The 13,374-nt window shown below is 36.6% G+C and carries 11 protein-coding genes and 1 riboswitch; of the genes, 3 read left to right on the forward strand and 8 right to left on the reverse strand.

The window, feature by feature from the left end:
• Positions 1 to 7: 7 nt before the first annotated feature.
• The 4 genes from MTF66_RS09165 to MTF66_RS09180 all read right to left on the reverse strand — a co-directional run bounded on the left by MTF66_RS09165 (position 8) and on the right by MTF66_RS09180 (position 2,419).
• Positions 8 to 490 carry a hypothetical protein gene (locus tag MTF66_RS09165; protein WP_138621855.1) on the reverse strand — a complete coding sequence of 161 codons (483 nt, stop codon included), beginning with the start codon at positions 488 to 490 and terminating at the stop codon, positions 8 to 10.
• On the reverse strand, positions 490 to 1,212 hold the full coding sequence (locus MTF66_RS09170) for a hypothetical protein (RefSeq protein ID WP_109875200.1): 723 nt from the start codon (positions 1,210 to 1,212) through the stop codon (positions 490 to 492). The genes MTF66_RS09165 and MTF66_RS09170 overlap by 1 nt, the downstream gene beginning before the upstream one ends.
• Positions 1,213 to 1,542: 330 nt before the next feature.
• Positions 1,543 to 1,911, reverse strand: coding sequence for a hypothetical protein (locus MTF66_RS09175; RefSeq protein WP_138621853.1), 369 nt, complete (start codon positions 1,909 to 1,911; stop codon positions 1,543 to 1,545).
• A gap of 157 nt (positions 1,912 to 2,068) precedes the next feature.
• Positions 2,069 to 2,419, reverse strand: a complete 351-nt coding sequence (locus MTF66_RS09180) for a cupin domain-containing protein (RefSeq protein WP_138570178.1) — start codon at positions 2,417 to 2,419, stop codon at positions 2,069 to 2,071.
• Positions 2,420 to 2,925: 506 nt separating this feature from the next.
• On the opposite strand from MTF66_RS09180, the gene MTF66_RS09185 reads away from it, so the two are divergent.
• Positions 2,926 to 4,551, forward strand: a complete 1,626-nt coding sequence (locus MTF66_RS09185) for a methyl-accepting chemotaxis protein (RefSeq protein WP_248527067.1) — start codon at positions 2,926 to 2,928, stop codon at positions 4,549 to 4,551.
• 86 nt (positions 4,552 to 4,637) lie between these two features.
• Here MTF66_RS09185 and MTF66_RS09190 read toward each other — a convergent pair whose 3' ends face one another.
• Complete coding sequence (locus MTF66_RS09190; RefSeq protein ID WP_138595812.1) at positions 4,638 to 4,949, reverse strand: hypothetical protein; 312 nt, start codon at positions 4,947 to 4,949, stop codon at positions 4,638 to 4,640.
• A 178-nt stretch (positions 4,950 to 5,127) separates the two neighbouring features.
• Positions 5,128 to 5,229: riboswitch (yybP-ykoY riboswitch) on the forward strand.
• Between the two features lie 84 nt (positions 5,230 to 5,313).
• On the opposite strand from MTF66_RS09190, the gene MTF66_RS09195 reads away from it, so the two are divergent.
• The gene (locus tag MTF66_RS09195; RefSeq protein ID WP_075169947.1) at positions 5,314 to 5,874 is read left to right on the forward strand and encodes a TMEM165/GDT1 family protein; all 561 of its coding nucleotides are present in this window, start codon (positions 5,314 to 5,316) and stop codon (positions 5,872 to 5,874) included.
• Positions 5,875 to 6,012: 138 nt separating this feature from the next.
• On the opposite strand, the gene MTF66_RS09200 is transcribed toward MTF66_RS09195, so the two are convergent.
• The 3 genes from MTF66_RS09200 to MTF66_RS09210 all read right to left on the reverse strand — a co-directional run bounded on the left by MTF66_RS09200 (position 6,013) and on the right by MTF66_RS09210 (position 8,675).
• Complete coding sequence (locus tag MTF66_RS09200; RefSeq protein ID WP_075169948.1) at positions 6,013 to 6,537, reverse strand: DUF6436 domain-containing protein; 525 nt, start codon at positions 6,535 to 6,537, stop codon at positions 6,013 to 6,015.
• Positions 6,521 to 7,987, reverse strand: a complete 1,467-nt coding sequence (locus MTF66_RS09205) for a methyl-accepting chemotaxis protein (protein ID WP_075169949.1) — start codon at positions 7,985 to 7,987, stop codon at positions 6,521 to 6,523. Before MTF66_RS09205 ends, MTF66_RS09200 begins: the two co-directional genes overlap by 17 nt.
• A 133-nt stretch (positions 7,988 to 8,120) precedes the next feature.
• Complete coding sequence (locus tag MTF66_RS09210) at positions 8,121 to 8,675, reverse strand: isochorismatase family protein (protein ID WP_248527068.1); 555 nt, start codon at positions 8,673 to 8,675, stop codon at positions 8,121 to 8,123.
• A 159-nt stretch (positions 8,676 to 8,834) separates the two neighbouring features.
• On the opposite strand from MTF66_RS09210, the gene MTF66_RS09215 reads away from it, so the two are divergent.
• Positions 8,835 to 13,334, forward strand: a complete 4,500-nt coding sequence (locus tag MTF66_RS09215) for an EAL domain-containing protein (RefSeq protein WP_248527069.1) — start codon at positions 8,835 to 8,837, stop codon at positions 13,332 to 13,334.
• Positions 13,335 to 13,374 lie beyond the last annotated feature (40 nt).

Raw genomic sequence — 13,374 nt, forward strand, 5'->3', positions numbered from 1 at the left:
CATAAAATTATAATGGAGCTGTATCAATATTGATTTGATAAGGCTTACTGACAAAGTCAGCCATTCTTATACACTCCTTAACTGCAAATCCTCGTCCTTTGTAGCTTGCGAAAGCAACATGAGTATTATCAGTTAACACCGCATATAATCTATAGTTATGTTTGTAGCCTTTTCTTGGTACAGCTTTAAAACCTTTAATATCTGATAATTTATAAACACGTTTAAAAATAGTATATAAACTACTAGACTTTAATTCCAAGGTTTGTTTTGCGAGATCAAAACGACATACATAGCCACCAAACGAGCCACTCCACCCTAACCAGCATATAAACCCAGATACCCATATTGGTAATGATTTTGCTTCATCAGAATTAAACACATTAATTAGTCCGATAAATAAAAAGAAACCACACAACAAAACTAGCAATAATCTAGTTAACCTTGGTTGTCGATAAATAGCTAGCTCACTAGATAGTTCTTTAAAATACATTACAGCACTCCGTATTTAACTAAGCCGGCAATGGCTGTAAAAACAAAAAATGGCAGGGATAATTTTATTAGCGATTTGCGATCCCATATTTCAATGAAAACAAGATCCTCTCTATTAAAATCTACATCTTTCAGATGAGAGTTGGAATTAGCTTTTGTGCTATCATGAGCAATTTGTGGTGAAATATCTAATTCGCTTTGAGCAAACCTTATCGGCGTTTTATTTGGCCAATCCGATATGGTTTCAGCAGTAATAATATTATATTTTTTATATAAAAACGAAATGAACATCTTAGCATCTGTATACTGTTTAAATTCATATAACTGATCAACAAACTTAATTTGATAAGGGCCTTGCGCGCCTATACTACTTAATTCAAATGATAGTGTATCAAACGATGTAATAACTTTACTTCTTTGAAAGTAACCCCATAATGCGGTTTTTAAATTAAGCTGTTTTTCTGTCCCGTTAAACTCTAAGCGGCTCTTTTGACCAAAAAGCAATATAGATACTCCTAAAAAGAAGCTTGCCGAAGTCGCGAAGAAAATACTTTCCCCTCCTTCGCTTGCAACGGTCATCACGATGCTAATAATTCCAGGAATAAGCATAATAAACGCAAAAATTTTGCTTGTCATTTCGCGTCTTGAGGGCATTGTTGTATTACCACTTTGATCTGTTTTGAGAACTTTTTTTACAAGCTTGGATAGATTGTTATATTCCATTACTTCAACCTTAAAAGTTAATTATTACCTTATTTACATTAACATAAAGTAGCTAAGTAAACCTTATCTCACGATACTCATATCGTTCCTTATACAGGAGCAAAATTACTATTTACAATACAGTAGTTAGTTCAAGTCAGGAAAATCTTAAATGCATTTGATATAAAAAGGTTACCGTCCGGTTAACGCTTTCAAAAAACAGAATATATTTCCGATAACTACCTTTGAAGCACTAGAAACGGAAGTTTACTCCCGTTTTGTACTTTAAGATTATAAGCCGATGTCTAGTGAAAGCTAGGAAGTCTACATCGAACACATCTGTATTAGTGCTCATCCGAAGATATGGAATCCAGTTTGCAACCTTTCGACGATCGCGACCAAGCCTATTCCCATTACCACACCTATGAGAAGCACTCCAAAAACAAGACACGCATAGAGCAATGTCCAAGCTCTGGTAGTTTTTGACCCCGCCTGCTCTTCGGAAGTCTTATCGGAACATCGGTAGATTTGACTCAAACTTCTTTCCACCCCAAGAACGGTGCCACCGATCACTCCAAAAAGCAGTGCGACCGCGAAAGTGAGGACCCGATACTCCGCATTAGCAAAGCCATCCCACAAAAGAATAGCGCCGTTGGTCCAAGCTAATACAGTGCAACCCCATGAAGTAAGTTGATAAACAATTGTTAGTCTTTGGGTCATTAATTACTCATTTTTTTGGATTGTCTGCCTAACGCTGCGTTAAGTGGTGAAGAACGCCAACCACCATACCTAACCCACTATATCTTAAACACTAAATTAAACTTGAACTGAGATCGCCAAGTGTTGTGAATCCGCCTTAACGCTTTGTTATGGCGATTTATTTTAGACTTGCTTGGATTATCAGTAACTCAATTTCATGGTCCGATGTATTAACCAAACCATGGGTGCCAAAACGTTTATTAACTATCATATCTCCTGAGGCCACTTTTCTGTCCTCTCCTTCAATGGTCATAGTGCCTTCACCTTTCAAAATAATATACATTTCTTCGTCATCTCCGTGAGAATGCTCTCCCATAGAACTTCCAGGTGGCATAACGACACGGATGGCAAAATCCCAAGCACCATCGAAATCTTTACGTCTGAATGCACGATAGATATCTATTGAACCTTGTCCATCATGGCTATTTTCGTCGACTTCTTTATCGCAAGTGTAGAAATTACGTATCATCTTTTCCGAATTCCTTTTTGATTATTTTCCACAGTTCAACTGAGCGCCATAACAACTTTATCAGAGGGTACTTTCCCTATAATGGCGCGAAAGGTCTTTATTTTATGAACTTACATTAATAGCAAATATTGTAAGCTATTGCCAAATATAAACATTATGCTTTCTGTAGTTTATATAAATATGTAAAAAACAGGAACGTTTCCACTTATTCTTACTCGGTTAATGACGGCTCACCTGAAAAATCGGTTATCGCTCTAAGCGGCACTTCAATCACAACAAAATTTGCTTGGCGTCTTACAAACAATGGCAAGCTTACCTTTCCTTCTATTTACAGTAACAATAATTAAAATTGATTGGACTATGCGAGTAAAAGCCTTTTTAGATGACCAGGCGTTAATAACTTAAAACACATAAGAGTTATTAAGCTAAATAATTTTTTATAAAAATTCAGTAAAATTTTTTTTCCAGATTATACTTTTTTATTATTACTGTAATTTTGGACAACTATGTTAAACAATTATTCTGTGCGTACCCGTTTAGCAGTGCTTGCATTGCTACCAATTATGATTTTTTTAATTACATCGTTTTTTTCAATAAACACAATGGGAAGGTTAGTAGCAGGGATTGATAGTTTATACGACGACCGTGTCGTACCACTTAAACAAATTAAACTTGTGTCAGATAATTACGCTGTAAATATTGTTGATTTACTTCACAAGTATCGTGCTGACTCTATTACCAAGTCAGAACTCTTAGCAAATATTAATCAGGCTAGAAATACGGCTGATAATGAATGGAAAGCTTACTTAAGCACACAGTTAACAGCTGAAGAAAAGCGCTTGGTAGATAACGTTGAAAATAAACTAAAGCCTGTGCTCGTGCATTTGAATAATTTAATTGTAAGTATTAATAGTGGTGAATTTTTATCACTACCACAAAATCAATTTGTTTATGAGCTTTACCAACTCTTTGATCCGCTTAGTGCCAGTTACCAGGCTTTGATTGATTTGCAGCTTAAAGAAGCGAGTGACTTTAGAGTTAAAGCTGATGAAAATTATCAATTTATAAAATTTATAATGAGTGTGACAATCGCGATATTAATTTTACTTCTACTGATTGTTGCCTACTTTATTTACTGCTCGATACAAAACCCATTAATGTCATTACGCGATACCATAACGGATATTGCAACCAATGCCGATTTAACAGCTCGTGCTAAGGTTCAGGGTAAAGATGAGATTGCAGATACCGCATCTAACTTTAATGATATGTTACTTCGGATCCAAGGTTTAGTAAAAGATATGGCAGGCGCAACACTAACACTTGCTTCGGCAGCTGAAGAAATGAACTCTATTAGTATTCAAGTAGCCAGTACAGCAACCCAGCAAGAGCAACAATCAGCTATGATTGCAACTGCAATTACCCAAATGAGTAGTGCAATAGAACAAGTTGCTCAAAACGCGCAAATAACCTCTGATAAAGCCACAAGTGCTGACATAAAAGCAGGCCAAGGTCAGCAAGCTGTTGCTGATAATATCGAGTCAATAAATACACTTTCAACTTTGGTTAATACAAATACGCAGCTAATTACAGATCTAAATACACAAACCAATGATATAAACCAAGTTGTGATGATGATCCAAAGTGTTGCTGAGCAAACTAACTTGTTAGCCTTAAACGCAGCCATTGAAGCAGCAAGAGCTGGCGACTCAGGTCGAGGTTTTGCCGTTGTAGCCGATGAGGTAAGACAACTTGCCCACAATACTCAAAAAGCAACCGCTAGCATTAATGAAATGATCACAAAACTACAAGGCATGGCTCAGCAAGCTGTTAATGCGATGGGTAACGCTGAAAGCAGCGCTAAAGAAAGTGTCGACCATGCTAATTATTCTTCACAGGTACTCAGCGAAATTAACCAAGAAGTTACCGAAATTGCAGATATGAATACTCAAATATCAACCGCAACTCAGGAGCAAAAAATGGTCGCAAATGAACTAAGCAGTAATATTAATGAGTTTAGCGCGAGTATTACTTCTGTTAGCGAAAGCTCACAACAAAATGCTCAAGCTTCGCAAGAACTCGCACAGCTTGCGGCAATGCTACAAGGACAAGTTAATGTATTTAAAGTTTAGTTGCTTTAATTTTGAGGCATATTAGCGCTTATACTTTAAATAAAAACCTTATATGCCATCATTTAAATGATGGCATATTGGTTACTTTAAGCGCTAGTTTGATTAGACAATATAGTTATCCAATCACTGGGGTTTGAAAGTATAAACTGATATGAGCTGCCATCTTGCGTGAAAACCTCTATTGCATCAGCCGTTATTGGAATAAGGCCTGCGCCCTTACCTTTACATTCAACCACTTTTAAAATTGTATCACGGGCAATTGTATATGGTTCTAACCCTAACTTTTCATTAAAAGGTTCAAAATTTAAGTCGGTTTGCGTAATCCAAAACTTTCCGTCCGCTTTCATCACTCCATTTTGAATGGTTGCCATTGTTGATTTAACGACAGTTGATTGCATATTTAAATTCCTTTACACGTGCATATAATTTCAAATTGTTCAACTTCCTTCTGTTTATTATTACAGCTAACTTGATAGCCAAAAGCAAGTTTATTTGTGCACTAACGCCACAAAGCCACCTTTTAAATTTAAAAGTTACCCGCATATATTTACCTGCTTTAAACTTTGTGGAATAATCGCTGCCCTCTTAGGGGAGTAGCCCGCTCAGTAATGAGTAAACTTATCAACATAATTGCACCTCATGTGCATGGTAAGTTTGTAATGTTGTAGCAAGCGTTATCGGCGAGACCTAGGTAGACACTATCCTCATGGCGGGAGATAGCTGTTTGCCTTGGTTTAGTATTCCCGCCTGAAGATTATATTAATGGATATTTTTTTAACCTCTACCGTCACTGTTGCCCTTGCCGAAATAGGCGATAAAACCCAGCTTTTATCTTTACTATTAGCTGCTCGCTTTCATAATAAAATTGCACTTATTTTAGGCATTCTCGCTGCTACTATTATTAATCATGGTTTATCTGCATGGTTTGGTGATTGGCTAAGCGGGAACTTTGCCGTCGAATACTTACCTTGGATAGTCAATATAAGCTTTATTGTGGTAGGGCTGTGGCTACTTATTCCAGATAAAGATGAAGAAGTGAGCCATAAATACGACCGCTATGGTGCATTTTTAGTGGCCTTAATCTTATTTTTTATTGCTGAAATTGGGGACAAAACACAAATTGCAACCGTGTTACTCGGTGCACAATATCAATCTGTTTTATGGGTAACAATTGGTACAACCCTTGGTATGCTAATCGCCAATGTCCCGATTATTTATGCCGGTAAGGCGCTACTAAAAAGAATTCCATTAAATACCGTTAGAGCGATAGCCGCCACTGTGTTTGTATTACTTGGTGTTTATGGCTTAGTAACCATTATGTAATTATGTAACCTGAATTTTGGATAATAAGTCTTTTAACCAGCGTTCAGGTTAAGTAATTTACAACAAAAAACGCTTACCTAAAGTAGGTAAGCGTTAAAAAAGCATTAGCACATATCATAAATAGAAATAAGCGAGCTGTTATGCTCGGTTAATGCAATAACACCCTTTTGTATCGGCAATTAACAATGATGAGTTAAAACCAGCTTGTAGATTACTTATCATGGTCTCTACAAACCCGCTACCTTGAGAGCATGCCAGCCCTTCAGATAAAGGCCCTGCATAAACAAACTCACCATTTTTATCAATTAAAACCGCGGCTGGTGTAGCCGGAACCACTGACTTTAGTTGGCTATTGAGTTTAAATGTTTGTACCTCAACGCCCTGGTTTTTCGCAAACTGCTGTAAAGATGATAGGTGTGGTTTAGCTTGTATAGTACATCCACACTTATCTTCTGTAATAATAAGTAATTGAGCACTATCTTTGTTTTGCCAAACCACCTGTTCTTTAAATTGCGAAAACCAATTGTGTCGTTCCAGCATTTTATTTTCATCAAAAGGCTTTAATTGGCCAAGTTGAAAATACACTAAACCCGACACAACAACGACAAGCCACACACCAATTAAAGCAACAATAAAATAGCGCTTATTAGTTAAATTTTGCAATGCTTTGCTCTAACACATCAATACTAACATCAATCATTTGTACCTTGGCGGTAAGTTGATCAACAATTTTTCCGTCTTCATGTTGGCGTTGACGCATTTGATCTGTGCTTATTGCAATTTGCTCGGTATTGCCTGCCTGCTCAGCAACTACTTGTGCAACCGAATTAGAGCTTGTGGATACAGCCTGTATCTGCTCGCTCATTGACGAGATATTCTCTTTCATAGTGGCACTAATTTTCGTAAGATCTACAACAAAATCAACACATTGATTCATAGATTGTGTTGAAGTGCGGCTGTTATTCACTAAATCTGTTAACGTAGATGCTATTTTTGCTGTTGTTTTCTGGCTGTTATTCGCTAAAGAACGAACCTCATCTGCAACGACAGCAAAACCACGACCATGCTCGCCCGCTCTGGCTGCTTCAATGGCAGCATTGAGTGCTAGCAAGTTAGTTTGATCCGCTATACCTGATATTTCATTCAACAAACCTGTAATTACATCACCAGCTGCCACCAAATGACTTAGCTGCTCTTCTGTATTGGTTAGTAATGTGAGCAACTCCTTGCTCTTACTGTCTGTTTGTAATACTTCTTGCAAAGCTACATGAGCAGAATCGGTTATATTGCTAACTTGCTGCTTTAAAATATCACTCTCTTGCTCAACCAGTTTAAAACCGTGGGCTACTTGTGAACCTGAATTGGCAATATCATCGGTTTGTATATTTCGGTGCTTAGCACTGTCTGCCAGCTCATCATGCACATTAATAAGTTCTTGAGAATTATTTTTTAATGAATCGGATTGAGTTTGAACCTGTTTTATAACATCCGACAAGTATTCTAGTAGCGTGTTAAAGCCTACTACTGCACTGCTATTGGTATCATCAGCTCGCATTGAGAGCTTTACTTGCTCTGGATCTTGCATTATTTGCTCAGTGGCATGGCTTAACGACAAACCTGCACGACGTTCGCGTTGTAATGTTACTGCAATAAAACCAGCAACAAGGGCTTCTACAATGGCATAAGCTGCGTGAATAAGCACAGTTGAAAAAGCGAGTCGGTCGGGGTCAAATACATAAAACCCCGTGTTTTGCGTTTGTAAATAGTAAAAAGATAAATGATGAACAGCAACAAATACAATCGCCGTAATAAATACTCGCCACTCAACAAACATTATTAACATGGCTAAGAAAATAAATATTTCAAAATGCACTTCAATAAGCCCATAAGCTTGTTGAATATGCAAAAATGAAAACATCATAATAGCGGCAGCGACAACATGAGGTGTAACTTTACTTTCGGGTTGGGTTTTTAATAACCATATAGGGAGCAAGCACAGGGGCAAGCCGACCAAAAACGCCTCTGTTAATGTATCAAAATAAAGGCCTATACCAATAGACTCGACAAACAATAAACAGAATATGATTGTAAACAATCGGCTCACACTAGACATAAAAACCTTAATTAATTTTGTAATAAATTAAACACGCTTATTGCTAATATAACCTTTAACAACTCGCAATTTTTTATTTTAAATCAAGCCCAGCATTACTAATCCAAGTTGATTTAAAAATGTTTTTAATGCGCTACTTAACAATTGATAGTATTTGTTTAAAAGTAGACGTCCCTGCTTTTTTTGTCCATTGAAATATTATTGTCTCTGCACATGATATTACTGCACCGGCTTGACGAAGCTGCTCAACCGCAATGGCTTTGTGCTCTGTATTTCTTGAGGCTATTGCATCTGTAGCAACAGTTACTGCATAACCTTGTTGTAGTAAATCTAAACAGGTTTGTAATACACAAACATGTGCTTCTGTACCAATAACAACCACATGAGGGCGCTGTAATTGCGAAAGAGTATCTAAAAATCCCTCTTCGGCACAGGCACTAAAATTTATTTTTTCGATATATTGCGCGTTTGGTAAAGCTTGCTTAATTTTCTCATCACTTTCACCTAGTCCTTTTTTATAATGCTCTGTAATTATTGAAGGAATTTTATGAATAGCACTTGCATTTGCAAGCTGTAAAGCACACTCTAAGGTCGTATTAAATGAAGATATAGCCGGTGCTAGTTTGCTTTGTAAGTCGATTACTAAAAGTACGCTGTGCTCTGAGTTGATATTTTCTCTAAAATTCATTTGTAGTCCTTTCATTTTAGTTAAATTGACTTTTAACACCCACAAGCGGGCAACAATTAATTCACACTTATAGTGCTTTTTGTAATTTTTAAATTAAACTCATGTTATATTACAGCAATTCTAAATACCAACCTTGGCAATTAAAAAAGGTAAGTGCTTTTGAGTAAGTTTTTCTTCGTTGTTTACATATTTTTATTAGTTTGCATGCAGCAGAGCTTTGCCTCACAAACTTACTCTGAACAATTACAACGCGTATCCAAAAACGAACAATTGGCGCAAAGCTTTGTTGTAAAATCTGTACAAGATGATATTGGCTATGTGTGGATTGCAACTACACAAGGGCTATTTCGGTTCGACGGCTATCAAGTTACGCCTTACGAAAACCAAACAGATTTAAAAAACAACTACATTATTAATATGTACAAAACCAATAACGGTAGCATACTTGTAAGCACACAACTTGCAGGTAGCTATTTAATTGATCCAAGTAGCTTAAAGGCTAAACAAATATACTCAGGTCATTTAAACCAAGACCAAGAAAAATACTCTCCCGTTATTGCAGTGGTTGAGGAGCTTACACACTTTTATTTTTCTATTGATTCGCACGTATACCGGTTTGATAAAAAATCAAAACAATTAACACTCGTCGCATCTTTGCCTGATGAAAATATGTTTATCCGTGCATTGTCACTTTATCAAAACACCTTATATATAGGTTCCGATCAGGGCCTGTATAACTACAGTTTTATCAATAACGAACTCCAACAAACAACACTTAGCGACACACAAAAAGTTACTAACGATAGTAACAACGTAAAATTTTTATCAGTAGACCAAGAATTTGGGTTGCTAGTTGGTACGGTTGAGGGAATGTATCGGATTGCTTTTGATGAAAATAAAAATATAAACCCTACTGCAGTATCAACACTTATTAGTGACTATAATATTTGGGATTATGTAAACACCCCCTATGGAGAGTTTATTGCTACAGAAAGTGGTTTATTTGAGTTTGATAGAGCAACCTTAAAGCTCACTGCTATTTTAAACTTCAAAGATAGTAGCTACAACATTACAGAAAACACCATCAACGATATTATGTTTGATGAATCCGGTTTGTTATGGCTTGGCTCACGAACTCACGGGGTATTAACGTGGGCAGCACAAACTAAGAAGTTTAAAAGAATTACACTGCCTGAAAATAATATTGTAAATGTTATATATCAAGATACGCAGCAATTGCTCTGGATAGGCACTGACGATGGACTTGTTCGTTATAACTCAAAAACGAAAACGAGTGATTTATTTTTACAATCTAAAGATAACAAAGCAGCTTATGGTTTATCTGCAATTGGTGATATTTTTCCTGCCAACAGTAAAGGTGAGAACTATCTTTGGCTAGCTACTTTTTTTGGACTCGAGCTTTTTAACAAAGAAACGGGAACATTTGAACAAAACAAATTTATCACCGAGCATAATCTAAATACTGACTATTTATTTGGTATTACTCTGGTAGCGCCCGATAAGTTTGCTTATATCAATAATGATAACTTTTATATATTTGACGGTAACTCTGGTGAAAATAGAGTTATAAAAGGCTTAAAAGAACTTGTATCGCCCTTACAAGCTTACGCATTCCATACCCCTTCAACGATGTTCCCTGGCGAGCTACTTTTAAGTACCTCTGACACTTTTTATAGGTATAACGAAGCAACGGGCACTTTAACTGCTATTTTTAAATCTAAAATGGCAAAAAAGAACCTGTACCATACGGTCGAGAATTATTACTACGATGCAAAACGAAAACTACTGTGGTTAGCAACAACTCAAGAAGGCTTAATTGCCGTTAACGCTGAAACATACGAGCAAGTTCATACTTTTAATAAAAACAATTCATTAAATACTAACTCTATTTTTGAGCTTATTGCCGATGATAATGATTTTTTATGGGTTAGTTCTGACAACGGACTGTATAAACTTAATTTAGATTCATTAAACGTAACAACTTATACAATAAAAGATGGCCTAAGTAGCAATCATTTTACTGCACTTGCAGCACTTAAATTGCAAAATAATGAACTCGTGTTTGGTAATCGTAGCGGTGTACTTCAGTTTGACCCTGATCAATTTAAGAGTAAACAACAAAACACCCAAAGCAAGTTAGCAATTACCAATATCAATTTATTTTCAGAGACGCTCAATTATACACCTGAAAAATATCGTAATGAACCGTTAAAACTAAAGCATGACGATATGGGGTTAACGGTTCGGTTTTCTAATTTTGACTATAAAAATATTAGTAAAACCTTCTACCGAGTAGAGCTTACTGGCCCCTCATCATTGAGCTATAACGATTTAAAATCTAACCAGGTGTTTTTTACTAAATTACAACCTGGTGATTATGTATTGTCAGTATCAACTCAGCAGCGTAATGGAGTCGTTACTAGCGAACCTGTAAAGCTTAAATTTAGCGTCGCCTATGCACCTTGGCAGTCTCCTCTCGCTTATGCATGCTACTTCCTTGCTGTGACCATAATTCTGTTTTTATTTTTTTGGCAATACCGTAGCCGTAAAATAGCAATTGAGCGCGCCCACCGTGCAGCTATTCACTCTAAAACTCAAACTGAGCTCGCACTAAAAAGCAATAAAAGTGGTGTTTGGAACTATAGCTTTGCAGACAATACTGTAAATACAGCTAGAGGTATGGAGTTAGGCTTTGCAGACTTGCCTGAGCGCATTGATATACAAAGCTTTTTTAATATTATGCATCCTGATGAGCGCCGCAGAATACAAAGCAAGTGGGATACATTTATAAAACAGACTCAGCAGCAAGACTGGCAAGCGACTTACCGGTTACGCCATAAAGATGGTCATTGGTTGTGGTTTCATGACTTAGGGCAAATTATTTATAATCAAGACACTAAAAATCCTGAGTATGTATCAGGTATTTTTACTAATATTACTGAGCAGTTAGCAAACGAACAGCAAGCAAAAATACTCGGTGAAGCATTTAGCCAAATCAATGACTTTTTACTTATCCTAGACGAAAATCTAATGCCTTTTTCAGCTAATAATAGCTTTATGGAGGTATTTTCTGATGATGGTGATGAGGGAGCTGTTACCTCAGAGCTATTTATCAAAGCCATTGGGCAAACCAAATGTAAAGAATTTGCAGCCACATTAAAGGCACTGCAACCCAAAGAGAATTGGCGAACAAATGCCTATGTTAATACTACAAAAGCACAGCAGCATCCTATTCATTTAAGTGCCACAGCTGTCGCTAATGAAGAAGGTAAAGTTGGCTATTATGTTATTGTTATAACAGATTTAACCGAACAAAAGCGTGCTGAGAATGAGCTACGTTATTTGGCCAACTATGATGCGTTAACCGGGCTACCTAATCGTAGTTTAATGAATCAAAAAATTGAAAATGCCATTACAAAAGCCGCTAAAAACGACTTGCAATGTGCGGTTATATTTATAGATTTAGATAAGTTCAAACCTGTAAATGATTCGTTTGGACATGCCGTGGGCGATAAATTACTGTGCAACATTACCGAGCGAGTTGGCTTATATCTGGGCGACCATGCGACCTTTGGCCGTCAAAGTGGTGATGAATTTTTAGTATTAATCGAGAACATTACCTCTATGTCTTCACTGCAGCATACACTTAACGAAATGAGTAGTGAGCTGGCAAGTAAAGTTATTATTGAAGACTTTTCTATTAATATATCTGCCAGTATTGGTATTGCCTTGTACCCCCATGATGCAAACTCAACAGATGCCTTAATACGTAATGCAGATATCGCTATGATGCATGCAAAACAAGCAGGTCGAAATGGATTTCAGTTCTTTAATGAAAAAATGAATGAGCAAATCAAACAAAAGCTTATCCTTGAAAATGACTTAAAAGACGCAGCAAAAGATAATCAGTTTTTTAACCATTACCAGCCAGTAGTTAATACAAAAGATAAAACAATAAGTGGTGTTGAATTATTGATGCGCTGGGAAAACCAAGGAAAACTAATCTCTCCGGCTTTATTTATACCGGTAGCAGAAGAAACTGGCTTAATTGATATGCTTACTGAGCAAGCATTGCAACGTGCAATTACAGAGCTTGCGCCTATTCTTAGCGTTAACCCACTGTTTTATATTTCGTTAAATGTATCACCAAAACATATTTTAAAAGCTAATATAACCCAGCGACTGAGCGCTATACTTGAAAAAGCCAATATCAAGCCACAGCAAATACGTCTTGAAATTACAGAAAACACGCTGTTAGAAGATAAGCACAAAGCAGCTAAACAACTTAAAAGTCTTCAAGCTGCAGGGTTTAAGCTGTTTCTAGATGATTTTGGTACTGGCTATTCATCACTCACTTATTTGAGCCAATTTCCAATTAACGTAATAAAAATTGACCAAAGTTTTGTAAATAGTATCGGCATAGATAAAGGTGACGAATCGATTATTAAAACAATTTACTCGCTTGCTGAAAACTTAGAGCTATATTGTATTGCTGAAGGGGTAGAGACGCGGGAGCAACTAGATTTTTTAACGAACATAGGTTGTCATAAGCTACAGGGCTACTACTTCGCACGTCCTATGAGTGCTAGCGATTTAATGAGCCCTGCATGCTTTGAAAAGATTATTAATTTAATATAAACCTAAAAACAGCTTAACTAAGTCGCTTTTAGGTTAATTC

It is taken from the genome of Pseudoalteromonas sp. 2CM39R (genome assembly GCF_023161845.1).